General features: G+C 58.7%; 11 protein-coding genes. 2 read left to right on the top strand and 9 right to left on the bottom strand.

All coding sequences use genetic code 11. The annotated features are described in order from the left end of the window. Window positions 1–21: 21 nt before the first annotated feature. Entirely contained in the window at window positions 22–492 is a 471-nt protein-coding gene (locus LRR79_RS15940; RefSeq protein WP_231758155.1) for a tellurite resistance TerB family protein, read from the top strand. On the opposite strand, the gene LRR79_RS15945 is transcribed toward LRR79_RS15940, so the two are convergent. From LRR79_RS15945 to hrpA, 7 genes are all read right to left on the bottom strand, one after another. Further along, entirely contained in the window at window positions 486–1,139 is a 654-nt protein-coding gene (locus LRR79_RS15945; RefSeq protein WP_231758156.1) for an STAS domain-containing protein, read from the bottom strand. The two genes, LRR79_RS15940 and LRR79_RS15945, sit on opposite strands and share 7 nt — an antisense overlap. A 286-nt stretch (window positions 1,140–1,425) precedes the next feature. Then, a complete protein-coding gene (locus LRR79_RS15950; RefSeq protein ID WP_231758157.1) occupies window positions 1,426–2,685 on the bottom strand; it encodes a PP2C family protein-serine/threonine phosphatase in 1,260 nt (419 codons plus the stop codon). Next, the gene (locus LRR79_RS15955) at window positions 2,669–3,619 is read right to left on the bottom strand and encodes an MlaA family lipoprotein (RefSeq protein ID WP_231758158.1); all 951 of its coding nucleotides are present in this window, start codon (window positions 3,617–3,619) and stop codon (window positions 2,669–2,671) included. The genes LRR79_RS15950 and LRR79_RS15955 overlap by 17 nt, the downstream gene beginning before the upstream one ends. Before the next feature lie 161 nt (window positions 3,620–3,780). Continuing rightward, window positions 3,781–4,614, bottom strand: a complete 834-nt coding sequence (locus tag LRR79_RS15960; protein ID WP_231758159.1) for an HvfC family RiPP maturation protein — start codon at window positions 4,612–4,614, stop codon at window positions 3,781–3,783. Then, window positions 4,604–5,488 carry an HvfB family MNIO-type RiPP peptide maturase gene (locus LRR79_RS15965; protein ID WP_231758160.1) on the bottom strand — a complete coding sequence of 295 codons (885 nt, stop codon included), beginning with the start codon at window positions 5,486–5,488 and terminating at the stop codon, window positions 4,604–4,606. Before LRR79_RS15965 ends, LRR79_RS15960 begins: the two co-directional genes overlap by 11 nt. 28 nt (window positions 5,489–5,516) lie before the next feature. After that, the gene (locus tag LRR79_RS15970; protein WP_043318922.1) at window positions 5,517–5,837 is read right to left on the bottom strand and encodes an HvfA family oxazolone/thioamide-modified RiPP metallophore; all 321 of its coding nucleotides are present in this window, start codon (window positions 5,835–5,837) and stop codon (window positions 5,517–5,519) included. A gap of 283 nt (window positions 5,838–6,120) precedes the next feature. Next, window positions 6,121–10,044 carry an ATP-dependent RNA helicase HrpA gene (gene hrpA, locus LRR79_RS15975; protein ID WP_231758161.1) on the bottom strand — a complete coding sequence of 1,308 codons (3,924 nt, stop codon included), beginning with the start codon at window positions 10,042–10,044 and terminating at the stop codon, window positions 6,121–6,123. Between the two features lie 172 nt (window positions 10,045–10,216). Between hrpA and LRR79_RS15980 the strand changes: the two genes are divergently transcribed. Then, window positions 10,217–11,698, top strand: coding sequence for a peptide MFS transporter (locus tag LRR79_RS15980; RefSeq protein WP_231758162.1), 1,482 nt, complete (start codon window positions 10,217–10,219; stop codon window positions 11,696–11,698). 333 nt (window positions 11,699–12,031) lie between these two features. Here the strand turns inward: LRR79_RS15980 and LRR79_RS15985 are convergent, their stop codons facing one another. Next, on the bottom strand, window positions 12,032–13,213 hold the full coding sequence (locus LRR79_RS15985; RefSeq protein ID WP_231758163.1) for a vWA domain-containing protein: 1,182 nt from the start codon (window positions 13,211–13,213) through the stop codon (window positions 12,032–12,034). A 202-nt stretch (window positions 13,214–13,415) separates the two neighbouring features. Beyond that, the gene (locus LRR79_RS15990) at window positions 13,416–14,261 is read right to left on the bottom strand and encodes an AAA family ATPase (protein WP_043320331.1); all 846 of its coding nucleotides are present in this window, start codon (window positions 14,259–14,261) and stop codon (window positions 13,416–13,418) included. Between the last annotated feature and the right edge of the window lie 120 nt (window positions 14,262–14,381).

Here is a 14,381-nt window from a genome sequence, read left to right on the forward strand (position 1 = left end):
CCACCTGGAAAGAGCAAAATCATGCTGCAACACATTCGCAAACTGTTCGATCAAATTGGCCGCGGCGAAAGCGTGGAGGTACGCCCCGAAAAGGACGTGCGTATGATCAGCGCAGCGCTGATGGCGGAGATCGCCACAGCGGACCAGAAGATCGACGACCGCGAGCGCAGCACCCTGCTGCAGTTGCTGATGAGCCACTACCAGCTGGACCAGGAAACCGCGCAGGCGATGGTGGAACGGGCGCTCAGCGAGCGCAACGAGGCCACCTCCCTGTACGAGTTTACCCAGACGGTGAACGATCACTTCAGCGAGCGGGACAAATACCTGCTGGTCAAGCAGATGTGGCAGGTAGCCTTTGCAGATGGGGAAATTGACGCATTTGAAGAGCACCTGATCCGGCGGGTGGCAGAACTGATCTATCTACCCCATGGCCTGTTTACCCGCGCTCGCGCGGAAGCGCGGGATACCGATCTACCCGATAGGGATCAGTGATTGACCAGCGACTTGTGACTGTGACGGGAGTGACCGCCTGACGCGTGGTTGTGGGAGGCACGGCCATGTGAATGGTGATTACCGGCGTGGGCATTGCGCCCGGTCTCACGGTCCTCCGGTTCACTCTCCGACACGCGATTGGAGGTTTCCGCCTTGCCACCACCCTGCTCACTTTCCAGTGCATGCACCAGATCGCGGAACGTATCGGCGTTTTCCTTGTTCATGCTCATTAGCACCCGGTGCGCTTCCAGTACCATCTCACGGGCACTCTGCTCATCGGGGGCGTCGCATTTCAGAGGAGCGGGCTCGGCCTGGTAGGCATCGGCCTCACTGGAGAAGTCCATCAGGTCATCGAACCCCATGGAGTCCAGCAGGTGCAGCAGGCCGCGGTCATCGCACAGCACCAGCGGCTTGCCGCCATCAGACGCTTCGCTGCGGAAGGCGATCTTGGCCATTAGACCCAGGGTCGTGCTGTCGACACCGTCGGTGTCGTGCATATCGAACACCACACTGCGAAAGTCGCTTTGCGAAAACATCCTGTCGATAAAACTATCGAAAGACGTACACAGGTTGAGGCGTACATCACCCACCAGCTTGACAACATAAATGCCCTGGTGGTCACCAACCATTATCTGCCCGGACTGCATAGTTGACCTCAATCACACCCTGCCCTTTTCCCGAGCGCGGATGCGAGATGGTTAAATTGCGGCTTGTGACCGCAGCACGCTTCCATGTGCATACCTTTGCATATCGGCCCTGAACTGGTGCCTTAGTGGTGCACCCGATGGAACGATTGCCCTAAAGTGGGCGGAGCTTACTCCTGCCCGACAGCGCTGACAAGACCACTGTGGTACTGGTGGGTCTTGCGGACAGTATGCAGCAATTTTCGGGCCTACTGGTGACTGGCTGGCCACCTGTTCGTCAGCAGAGAGGTCAGTCTGCCGCCAGATCTTGCCGCAGTGTGAGAATAGTAATGTCGTCGGGGAAGGACTCGGCGGTATCCACCTTGAGTGCGGCACACAGGCTGTCGAGATCACCGCGGCTGCGATCAATCATCTGCAGTAGCTGCGCTTCTTTCTGCAGCAGATCGCCGTCCAGTAATTCGAGCACGCCATCGGAGCAGGTGACCAGCCGCCAGCTGGAGGGAAGCGTGCAGTGGCGCACCTCCCAGCCTCCGCGATGGAACAGCCCCAGGGGCCGTCCTTTACCGGCGAGCCAGTGGGCGCCCTCGCTGGTGACCAGGGCGGGCATTGGCACCTGGCCGGCGACCGCGTAATGCAGCTGCCGTGCGCGGCTGTCCACCACCCCCACAAACATACTGGCATGCTTGTCGAGACTGGTGCCAATCAACTCCGCATTGATCATCTCCAGAATATCGGTGAGATCCTTGTCGATGGTGTTGAGCTGGCTGAACAGTGGGCGCTCGCGCAGCAGATGCATGATGCTGTGCTTGATCAGCGCGGTGACCAGTGCCGAGGAAACACCATGACCGGAGACATCCACCAGGTAGAAGCCCACAAAGCGCTCGCCAAACAGACCGTAGTCGATGAAGTCCCCACTGAGGTATAGGGACGGTTGCAGGCGGTAGGCGGCTTCGATTCCCGCCGGGTAATGGTAGGGGCTGCGTGGCAGCAAGTGTTGCTGCAACTGGCGGCCCGCTTCGTGATCCCGCTGCAGTAACTCGATATGTTCGTGCAGCTCCTGGTTGCGCGCTTCCAGTTGCTCCCGATAGGCGCGGTTTTCCCGCGCCAGATCCTGAGCTTCGGTCACCCGGGTAATGGCGTGGGTAATGACGTCTTCATCGGCAACGGGCTTGAGCAGGTAATCACTCGCTCCCAGACGCAGGGCCTGCACCACGTCGCTGACCTCGCTGTTGGAGGCAAGCACCACCACCGGGGTTTCCTCGCACATGGCCTTTACCTTGCGCAGTACTTCCAGCCCGCCCATGTCGGGAAGGTGCAGATCCGTTACCACCAGATCGTGACCGGCAGGATCAAAGCAGCCGATGGCCTCTACCCCGTTATCCACCAGGGTAACAGTGTATCCGAGCTTGGTCAGCGCTTTTTGGACCTGCTCCCGGCAAGGTTGATCGGACTCGATCAGGAGCAGGCTGTGACGCCCACCGGCGCTCTTGCTGGCACCGGCAGTGTCATCGGAGGAGGGGGCTTTGGCCGTGTCAGAAATCGTATTCATCCAGATCGCCGCCGAAATCGTCTTCCTGCTCGCCATCGTTGATCAGGAACTCCCGGCGCTGCAGGTAAGCGTCGCGCATGAGCACATAGCGGTCGCGATCCCCCTGTAGCAGCGACTCCGCCTGCAGCAGGCTCGCGCGGGACTGAATGACATCCACCATTTTAATGGTGTATTCCAACGAATTGGGGTCCACGTAGTAGGTTAGCGGGTTGGTATACCACATTACGATGTCACCGGGGACATCGCGCACGGTAAACGGCCCCAAAAACGGCACTACCACATAAGGGCCAGAGGGCACGCCCCAGACGGCGAGCGTCTGTCCGAAGTCTTCACCGTCACTGCGTTCCAGCCCCATATGCTGGGCCACATCAAACAAGCCGCCAATACCCACGGTGGTATTGATCAGGAAACGGCCGGTGTCGTTGCCGGCCTGCTTCCACTTCCATTGCAGCACGTCGTTCAACACATTGTTGAGCTCGTGCACGTTGGAAAAAAAGTTGGAGATGCCGGTCTGCATGAAGATCGGCGTAATCTGACGGTAACTGGTGGCGGCAGGCTTCAGAAACCAGCGATCTGCAGTGTCATTGAGGCGGAACATGGCGCGGTTGAACCCTTCCCAGGGATCGCGCTGTTCCGGCTCTTCGGCACTGGCGAATTCATCCGCCGGATCAAAACCGTATTCATCTTCCAGCGCCGAACCAAAACCATCGTCGTCGGTATCCTCGCCACCGCTGGCGGTATCCGCGCCGGATTCTGCAAAAGGATCCGCATCCGAGCTACCGTCTGCTGGTGTCGGAGACTGGGGAGCAGAGGTGGCCGCCGGGGTGTCATTGGGGATTTCGGCAAATGGGTCCGATGCATCCTGCGCCAGAGCCAGTGGAGCCGAAAGAAAAGTGGCCAATACCAAGGTATTGAGTGTGGTGCGCTCAAGCAAATCCCTGCTCCTCGCAAAAAAATGACGTTTCTTCAAACCAGAATCTTTTGTGTACGTTTGCACGATATTAACACTGGCTGTATTGCCAGCATAGCAGCTGGCAGTTTTGGCCAATGGCGTTGAGAGAGCACGCACTCTTTATGGGTGCGCCGCTACTGAATTCAATGGGGATCGAGGGGCTGGAATCCGGCAACAATATCCAGTTGATGCATTTTCTGCAGCAGCTCTGTACCAAACCCCAATAATTGCCGGGGCTCCGGATGTTGCATATCGGTCGCCAGCTGGAGAATCAAATCCCGCGCGCTGGCCAGTTTTTCCTCCTGCGCCTGCTCCATCAACTGCAACAGGTGCAGGGTTGCCGGGTTGGTCGCCATAAACCGCACATCGTCGCTGCGGTTGCGGTACACCACCAGGCAGGTTATTTCCGCCCCGGGTTCAGTGGGCTGAAAGGCCGGACCAAGTTCGTGCACCGGAAATTGATAGCTGAGCCCCCACGCCAGGGGGGATACCAGCGGGGCCATATCCAGTGCCGATTCCGCCGAGTCGAAACCACATAACCCCTGCGGGAACGCCTCCGGGCTCACGTCCAGTGCCAGCTCCACCCATTCGTAATGCGCCAGCTCCAGGGTGAAAGGCGGATCCTGTGTACTGTGCGGGTTCTGCCCCCGCTCGTTCTGCAAGTAATTCAGGAACTCTTCGCTGATCTGCAGAAAGTAGGGGCTGTGGGAGCAATGATGCTGTACAAAATCCCGAACCATGGCGTGCCAGTGATCATCGGCGATGATGCTGCGCAATACCGGAAAGCCACTGGCTATAAACGATTCGATGTTGTTGTAAATCAGGTCGCGGTATATCCCCATACGGCGATCTTCGATCTCCGCCGGCGCCGCCACCTGATCCGGCGCACGCAGATGCGCGGCGAAATACTGCTGCATTAACTGGAAGCCGGCTTTTGGCACCGGCTCCGCCTTGTCGTCCATGGGATCATCGCGCATTGAGCAGCTCCCCGGAATTTCCCGCGTTTTCCACAGGACCCACACCAGAGCTGGCGGCGCACTGGTACTGACGCACCCGCTCCACTTCCAGGCAGAGCTCCGGTAACGGGGGAATATTGAAATCCCGCTCCAGCAACGTGGGCATTGGGCCGAATACGGCGTAGGCTTTCTGCAGCAGATCCCAGACCGGATCGATTACCGGCGCGCCGTGGGTATCCACTTTGAGATCGTCGGCCTCGTCATAATGGCCCGCGACATGCACGTAGCGGATACGCTCCGCCGGCAGGCCGCGCAAAAATGTTTCCGCGTCGTAGCGGTGGTTGATGGCGTTAACGTAAATATTATTGACGTCCAGCAACAGATCGCAGTCCGCCTCCTGCAGTACGGCGTTAATAAAAGCCAGTTCGCTCATTTCCTGGCCCGGCGCCGCGTAGTAGGAAACATTTTCCATGGCGATGCGCTGCTCGAGAATATCCTGCACACGGCGTATCCTGTTCGCGACATAGTGCACGGCTTCTTCGGTGAACGGGATTGGCAATAAATCGTACAGATGTCCGTGATCGGAGCAGTAACTCAGGTGTTCGCTGTAACAGCGAATATTGTGGGTGTGGATAAATGCTTTGATGGATCGTACCAGGGCCTCGTCCAACGGCGCTGGCGCACCGATAGAAAGGGAAAGACCATGAGTGACGAACGGGAAACGCTCGGTGATTTCGCGAAACCAGCGGCCGTAGCGGCCGCCGACGCCGATCCAGTTTTCCGGTGCGACTTCGAGAAAGTCCACCACAGCCGGGTCCAGGGTTTCGCCCATCATCGAGCGTCGCAGCCCAAGGCCTGCGCCCTGGACCGGATATTGCCGTTGTCGATTACTCATGGTCTTGAGGAGAAGAGTACCGACTTATTCAGCCGCCGCACTTACCTTCGCCACATTTACCCTCTTTCTTTTTACCTTCACCACATTTGCCTTCGCCGCATTTACCCTCTTTCTTTTTGCCCTCGCCGCACTTGCCTTCGCCGCATTTACCTTCTTTCTTTTTACCTTCACCGCATTTACCCTCGCCGCATTTACCTTCCTGTGGTTTGTCCTGGGCCATTTTGAGGTTGTAGCCGGCAGACAGCTCGGTGGCGGTGAACGGATTGGCCGCAGTGGAAGTACTGAGGGTGGCGGAAGCGATAAAGGCAGCACCAACGGCGGCTGCAATCGGCAGGTTCTTCTTGTTCATGGTAGATCTCCAGTTGGAAAAGTTAAGGCTCTTCACGCTTACGGCGTGTACACCGCCGCTCCCGGATTATAGTGACTTGAGAGCGCAATGCCGTGCCTGTCAGACCAGTGGTTCAACTTTCAGGTTCAATGCCAATAGACGAAAACCCCGAAACTGTGAACCAGGCCCACCGCCCGAATGTGTGCGGCTGAGGACTAGTCGCCCGGGCCGCGGAGTTCTTACACCCGCAGGTTCTTTTTTTTGTACAGCGCTGTCAGAAGTGTGTCACGGTTCACAGGACCTTCTATTTCTGGATCTCGGACCAGATTTTACGCAGGCGCTTGATGGATACCGGCATCAGTGTCTTGAGCGTCTGCGCAAACAGAGAGACGCGAAATTCTTCCAGTAGCCAGCGATATTGCAGCAGGGCCGCATTTCCGGACAGGAGAAGAGGATCCCGCTTACTGGCGTAATCCGCGAACGGCTCCCGGGCCTCCTCAAATTGCGCGCTGAGTTTGCGGTCCCGGTTGGGATCCAGCGCGGCCTTCTCCAGTCGCAGTTCGATACCTTTCAGGTAACGCCCGTACTGACGCAGCCACTCCAGCGGTGTGTGAAACAGGAAGCCGCGATAGAACAGACCGCTAATCTGTTGATTGATATCTCCCACCGCCATGGCCACGGCGAGATTCTTCTGCTGCTTGATTTTCTTGCGCAGCGGCACCAGCTGGGCCAATGCCTTGACCAGCAGATCGCCCATTTCCTGGGCTACGGCGATCAGTTGCTCGCGGTTTTCCAGGGCCGCGAGAAAGTCCTGCTCGCTGCGTGGCCAGTTCTCCTCTTGCCAGAAACACTCGCGCACCGCTGCCATCAGAATATCGTCTGCCACCTCCTCCCGGCGGCCGAGATCCACGGCGCTCAGCCCTAGCTCTTTGCCTTTGAGGAGTTCCTTGCGCAGATATTTCACCGGCTCCGGTAAATGCAGCAGCGCCAGGCGGCAGATACCGGCGCGGGTATAGCTGGTGGCTTCATCCGGGTTGTCCAGCAACTTCAGATCGACGCTATCTTTGTTGGCAATCAGTGCCGGATAGGCGCGCACCTTGAGCCCGCCCTGATCGAGCTGGTGGGTGTGGGGCAGCTCGCCAAAGTCCCACTGGGTGATGCACTCGCGCTCGAAGTCGTCACCGGCACTGGCCAGCTCCTGCTGCACGCGATCCCGGTAACGGGCCTGCAGCGCTGCAAGGTCCCGCCCCTGATCCAGCAGGCGGCCGTTTTCATCCAGCACCTGGATATTGAAACGGTAAAAGTCCTCCACGCCCTGTTCGGCGGAAATCCAGGCGGCCTCCGGCAGATCCTGGGCAGTCTGGCGTTTCAGCTCGTGGGCCAGCACCTGCCATAAAGGCGTATTGTCCGGCTGCATGCGCGGCAGCGCCTTATCCACAGCCGCGGGCACCGGCACGAAATACTTGCGGTACTGCTTGGGCAGGTTTTTCACCAGCGCGATGCACTTGTCCCGCAAAATGCCCGGCACCACCCACTGCAGGCGCGCGGCGGGCACCTGATGCAGAGCGCCAACCGGCACCTGAATGCTCACGCCGTCTTCTACACTGCCCGGCTCAAAGTGATAACTCAGCGGATACTCGATGCCGCCACTGGTGAGGGAATCCGGAAACTGGGCCTCGCCCACGTGGCCGGCGTCCTGCTGCATCATCCACTCGCGGGGGATAAACAACAGCCTCGGGTCTTTCTGTTCGGCCTGCTTGCGCCACTTTTCAAAGCCCGCCAGGTTCACAATATCTTCGGGGACACGCTCGTCGAAGAAACGGAACACCACCTCGTCGTCCACCACGATATCCCGGCGGCGGGACTTGGCTTCCAGATCTTCCAGCTCTTCCAGCAGGTTCTTGTAGTGCTGGAAAAACTTGCCCTTGCCACGGTAGCGCTGTTCCACCAGCGCCTCGCGGATAAAGACTTCCCGCGCGGTGACCGGGTCCAGTTTGCCGAAGTGGATACGCTGCTTGTCCACCAATACCAGGCCGTACAGAGTGACCTTTTCAAACGCCATCACCGCGCCGGAGCGCGGGTTGTAGTGGGGCTCGAAATAATTGCGTTTGACCAGGTGCTCGGAGCAGCCCAGTACCCAGTCCGGTTCGATCTTGCCCACGGTGTGGGCAAACAGGCGGCTGGTTTCCAGCAGTTGCGCCGCCACCAGCCAGCGCGGAGGCTTTTTGAATTGTCCGGAACCGGGAAACACATGGAAACGGCGGTTGCGACAGCCGAGGAACTCCTTGTTCTCATCGCGCACGCCGATATTACCCAGCAGGCCGGGCAGAATCGCCTTGTGCACACTGGCGTAATCCGCCGGTTCCGGGTTCATTTTCAGATCCAGATCGCGAATGGCGATGCGCAGCTGGTGGTGGATGTCTCGCCACTCTCGCAGGCGCACCCAAGACAGATAGTTCTTTTGGCACCACTTGCGCAGCTGGTTCTGGCTCAGTTCCTGGCGCTGGGCTTCAAAGCCGTCCCACAGATTCACCAGGGTCAGGAAATCCGACTGCTCGTGCTGCCACTGCTTGTGCTTCTCGTCCGCCGCCTGACGTTTTTCTGCCGGGCGCTCGCGCGGATCCTGTACCGCCAGTGCACTGACGATAATCAATAGTTCACGCAGCGCTTTGGTGGGGCCGGACTCCAGCAGCATACGCCCGAGGCGCGGGTCCAGAGGCAGGCGCGACAGGGCGCGCCCCATTTTCGTGACACTACCTTTGCCGTCGACCGCTTTCAGTTCCTGCAGCAGGTTGTAACCGTCATTGATCAGGCGCTGGTCCGGCGGATCCACAAACGGGAAATCGCGGATATCGCCAATACGCAACTGCAGCATCTGCAGAATCACGGCGGCCAGGTTGGTGCGCAGGATTTCCGCGTCGGTAAATTCCGGGCGCTGGATAAAGTCCGATTCTTCGTAAAGCCGGATACACACACCGGCACTGACCCGGCCACAGCGGCCGGCGCGCTGGTTGGCACTGGCCTGGGAAATGGCCTCTACCGGCAACCGCTGGATTTTGCTGCGATAGCTGTAGCGGCTGATACGCGCGGTGCCGGGGTCGATCACATAGCGGATCCCCGGCACGGTAATGGAGGTTTCCGCCACGTTGGTGGCCAGTACAATCCGGCGGCCCTTGTGCGGGGCGAACACCTTGCTCTGTTCGGCCAGGCTAAGGCGCGCATAGAGCGGCAGCACATCGATATGGGGCAACTGGGCGTCCCGCAGGGCCTTGGCGCACTCGCGGATTTCCCGCTCGCCGCTCATAAACACCAGAATATCGCCGCCGCGCCGGGGGGAGGATTTTTCCTCGTGTAACAGCTCTTCTACGGCGCCGATAATCTGTTCATTGAGATCGGCATCGCTGTCTGCCGGTGGCCGGTAATGAATATCCACCGGATAGGTACGGCCGGAGACTTCGATGATCGGGGCATTGTCGAAATGCTTGGAAAACTTCTCCAGGTCGATGGTGGCGGAGGTAATGATGAGTTTCAGGTCCGGGCGTTTGGGCAGGACGGTTTTCAGGTAGCCCAGCAGAAAGTCGATGTTGAGGCTGCGTTCGTGGGCCTCGTCGATAATCAGGGTGTCGTAGCTGTTGAGCAGCGGGTCGCGCTGGATCTCCGCCAGCAGGATACCGTCGGTCATCAGCTTGATATGGGTGTGCTCGGTGCTCTGGTCGGTAAAACGCACCTGGTAGCCTACCGAGTCACCCAGGGGCTGGCCGAGTTCCTCGGCAATGCGGTTGGCCACGGTGCGCGCGGCGATCCGGCGCGGCTGGGTGTGGCCGATCTGGCCGAAGATACCGCGGCCCAGTTCCAGGCAGATTTTCGGCAACTGGGTGGTTTTACCGGAGCCGGTCTCACCGGCCACCACCACCACCTGGTTGGCCGCAATCAGTTCGGCAATCTCTTCCCGTCGCGCCACCACCGGCAGGCCTTCCGGCCACTCCACCCTGGGCAGTTTCTGCCTGCGTGCCTCCGCCAGAGCCACGGACTCTGCGATCTGGCGCTGCACCTGCCCCAGCATCCGATCCGCCGGCTTGCCCTCTTTCAGCCGCCGGCGCGTATTGCTCAGGCTGCGCTTCAGGCGATAGCGGTCCCGCCCCATACACTGGGGGAGCAACTGCTCACACTGCTTGAGCGTGGCCTGCGGGTCGAGAGGAACGGGGCTGCTGGGAGATTCGGGACGCATGAAACCGCTTATTTGAATGACTGGAGATTCGGACTTGCCGTGTAAGGGCCGAAATTATACCTGCTGTGGACGGGCAAGACCTGTCCCTAAACTTGCCCCCGGCGCGCCCCGTCTATACTCAGGGCAATGGCGCCTATTGCAACCCCGCGCCCCGTGTTTTCCTGGAGTCTCCATGCAAGACCTTAAACCAAGACCCCCCGCCTCTGCCGGGGAGATGATGGGACACCCCAAGGGGCTGTTTCTGCTGTTCGGCACCGAGATGTGGGAGCGCCTCAGCTACTACGGCATGCGCGGCATCTTCGTGTTCTATCTCACCTCCGCCGCGGCCGCGGCGGCCTTTGGCTGGGAGGCGCTGTCGGACACCGAGCTGCAGTCCAAGGCGCTGAGCTATCTGGGCACCTACGCCATGCTGGTGTACCTGACGCCGATCCTCGGCGGCTGGATGGCGGACAACATCTGGGGGCAGCGGCGTTGCATCATGTTTGGCGGTGTGCTGATGATGCTGGGGCAGTTTGCCCTGGGCTTCCCGCACAAGTGGATGCCCGAAGGTACGCAGATCTACGGCCTGTGGATTGGTCTCGCGCTGATGATTATCGGCAACGGCTTCTTCAAACCGAATATTTCCACCATGGTGGGGGATCTCTACGACGAGGGTGACAAGCGCCGGGATACGGCTTTCACCATTTTCTATATGGGGATCAACCTGGGCTCGATTCTCGGCTATCTGGTGATCGGCTGGATCGGTGAGAAGGTGGATTACCAGCTGGCATTTGTGGTGGCGGGCCTGGGGATGCTGTTGGGTCTGATTCTGCAGGCCACCCAGTCAGACAAGCTGCTGGGGGAAATCGGGAACCGGCCGTCGGCAAAGCTGGGACTGAAACCCAACCTGAGCGGTGAGGAGAAAAAGCGTCCACTGACCGTGGAAGAGCGGGACCGCATCAAGGTGATTCTGATTCTCGGCCTGTTCACGGTGATTTTCTGGGCCGGTTTTGAGCAGGCGGCGGGTTCTATGAACCTGTTTGCCAAGTACAACACGGATCTGCACATTTTCGGCTTCGAGATTCCGGCCAGCTGGCTGCAGATGGTGAACCCGCTGTTTATCATCATTCTTGCGCCCATTGTGGCGAGTATCTGGGTCGGGCTGGGTGACCGGGAGCCGACGTCGCCGGGGAAGTTCAGTCTGGGTCTGATTTTCCTGGGCCTGGGTTTCCTGTCCATGGTGGGTGCGGCGATGCAGATTGGCGACTCAGAGACGGCCAAGGCGAGCCCCTGGTGGTTGGTGGTGGCGTATATTTTCCACACCATTGGTGAGTTGTGCCTGTCGCCCATTGGTCTGTCGATGGTGACCAAACTTGCGCCCTTGCGGTATTTAAGCGTGATGATGGGTTTGTGGTTTGCGTTTATTGGTATTGCGAACAAGGGCGCGGCGGAGATTGGCAAGCTGGTGGGTGAATCGGGCCCACTGGCGACCTTTGGTGGTGTGGCGGCAGCGGCGATTATTGCCGGGCTGATATTGTTCTTTATCCGCGAGAAGCTGGTGGACTGGATGCACGGCGCGGAGGAAGAGCACACGGTGGTCAAAGACACTACCCGGGAAGAGATTGGCATCACCGCCGATCACGATGTGGCGCCTCAGAAGAAGTTTGGGGAGTAGCTTTTAAACCCCGGTGGCGGTAGCGCTACCGGGTACAGCCTTGTGAAACACGCCGTAAACCCATCCCTGGGGGCTCTTCCGCGAGGTCCCTCTCGCGGAAGGTTTCACAAGGCTGTACCCGGCATCGCCACCTTCAATTTCAACGAATCTACTTCGATCCAAATTTCTCGAAGCTCAATACGATGATGCGAAGGCAAGGTGCCGGGTACGGGTTTTCAGGAGCGTCGCAAACAGGATGTTTGCGCCGCAGCGCCCAGGGATGGGTTCACAGGGGGGCGCCTAGCTCGGTCCTGAAAACCCGCACCCGGTGCCTTGCTGCCACCGTAGAAATTCCTAGCGTCCCTTCACCAAGTATGCGATGGCCCTATCCAGCCCCTCAATGGTCATGGGGTACATATGTCCATCCACCAACTTCTGAGTCATGCCGGTGCTGGCGGTGTATTGCCAGTACTCTTCGGCGGTTGGATTGAGCCAGACCAGCTTTTCGTAAGTATTGGTAACCCGCTGCATCCAGGCCGCGCCGGGCTCTTCGTTCATGTGTTCGACACTGCCAAAGCGACTGGTAATCTCATAGGGGGCCATGGCGGCGTCGCCGACGAAAATCACCTTGTAGTCTTTGCCGTACGTGCGCAGCACTTCCACCAGTGGCGTTGCTTCGGAGTAGCGGCGGTGGTTGTCTTTCCACACGTGTTCATAGATGAAGTTGTGGAAATAGAAGTATTCGAGATGTTTGAACTCGCTGCGGCATGCTGAGAACAGTTCTTCGCACTGTTTGACGTACGGATCCATGGAGCCGCCCACGTCAAAAAAGATCAGCACTTTTACCGCGTTATGCCGCTCCGGCACCATTTTGATATCCAGTAACCCGGCGTTGCGGGCGGTGGAGCGGATGGTGTCGTTAAGGTCCAGCTCCTCCGCGGCACCAGAGCGGGCGAACTTCCGCAGTTTACGCAGCGCGACCTGGATATTGCGGGTTCCCAGACTGACGCTGTCGTCGAGATTGCGATACTGACGCTTTTCCCACACCTTGGAGGCGGACTTGTTGCGGCTCTGGCCACCAACCCGAATACCGCCGGGATGATAGCCGCTGTTGCCAAACGGGCTGGTGCCACCGGTACCGATCCACTTGTTGCCGCCACTGTGCTTTTTCTTCTGTTCCTCAAGACGCCTTTTAAACTCCTCCAGCATCTTTTCCAGCCCACCCATGGACTCGATTTTCGCCTTCTCTTCCTCGCTCAGCTGCTTCATAAACTCCGCGCGCAGCCAGTCCTCGGGGATCATCTGCTCCAGAATATCGTCGAGGGTTTCCAGGTCTTTGAAATAAGCGGCGAAGGCGCGGTCGAATTTGTCGAAGTGCTTTTCGTCTTTCACCAGACAGGTGCGGGCGAGAAAATAAAACTCGTCGAGGTTGGCGTACACCAGGCGCTGCTGCAGAGCTTCCAGCAACGAGAGCAGCTCGGTGATGGATACCGGGAGCTGGTGGCGGCGGAGGTTCAGGAAAAATCCGACTAGCATAGCGAAGGTTCGACGTTATTCAGCAGTTGGGGAGAAGGCGTCGATACCGGGTGCACCTTTGTGAAACCTTCCGCGAGAGGGGCCGAAGGCGCCGTGAAGGCTTGGAACGGCCGGGCCACCTCGCGGAAGAGTCCCCATGGATGGGTTCACGACGTGTTTCGCAAAGGTGCACCCGGTAGCGGCGCCGCCACATAACCAGGACTTAGCGCCCTTCCCTCCGCGCCATAAACGCAAGACGCTCAAGCATATGCACGTCCTGCTCATTCTTCAGTAGCGCCCCATACAATGGAGGAATCGCAGAGGACCCATCGCGATTTTTCAGCACGTCTTCGGAAATATCGTCTGCCATCAACAGCTTCAGCCAGTCGATCAGCTCCGATGTGGAAGGTTTTTTCTTCAGCCCCGGGACTTCACGGATCTGGAAGAAAACATCCATCGCCTCGGCCACCAGCTGCTGCTTGATATCCGGGTAATGCACATCCACGATCTTCTGCATGGTCGCCCGGTCCGGGAAGCTGATGTAATGGAAAAAGCAGCGGCGCAAAAACGCATCCGGCAACTCTTTCTCGTTGTTCGAAGTAATGATCACAATCGGACGGTGTTTAGCAGTGATCGTCTCACCAGTCTCGTACACATAGAACTGCATACGGTCGATTTCCACCAGCAGGTCGTTGGGAAATTCGATATCGGCCTTGTCGATCTCATCAATCAGCAGAACCACACGCTCGTCCGCCGCAAAGGCCTCCCAGAGTTTGCCTTTTTTGATGTAGTTGCCGATATCGTGCACCCGATCCACCCCCAATTGGGAGTCCCGCAGGCGCGATACCGCATCGTACTCGTACAGGCCCTGCTGGGCTTTGGTGGTGGATTTGATATGCCACTGGATCAGTTTCAGCCCCAGGCTGCTCGCCACCTCTTCCGCCAGCAGGGTCTTACCGGTACCCGGCTCTCCCTTGATCAACAGCGGTCGCTGCAGGGTAACTGCGGCATCCACCGCCATTTGCAGGTCATCAGTGGCTACGTAACTGTCGGTACCGGTGAACTTCATGAATGCTCCGAATGCCAGAATATCGCAGACGAACATGGTAAAGGATGGCCGGGTGGTGGCCAAAGGCGGAATCGGTCAGATTGGATGACGGCAGCGGCCCGGTTTACACCGGGCCGGGCG

The organism is Microbulbifer elongatus (assembly GCF_021165935.1).
GTDB lineage: Bacteria > Pseudomonadota > Gammaproteobacteria > Pseudomonadales > Cellvibrionaceae > Microbulbifer > Microbulbifer elongatus.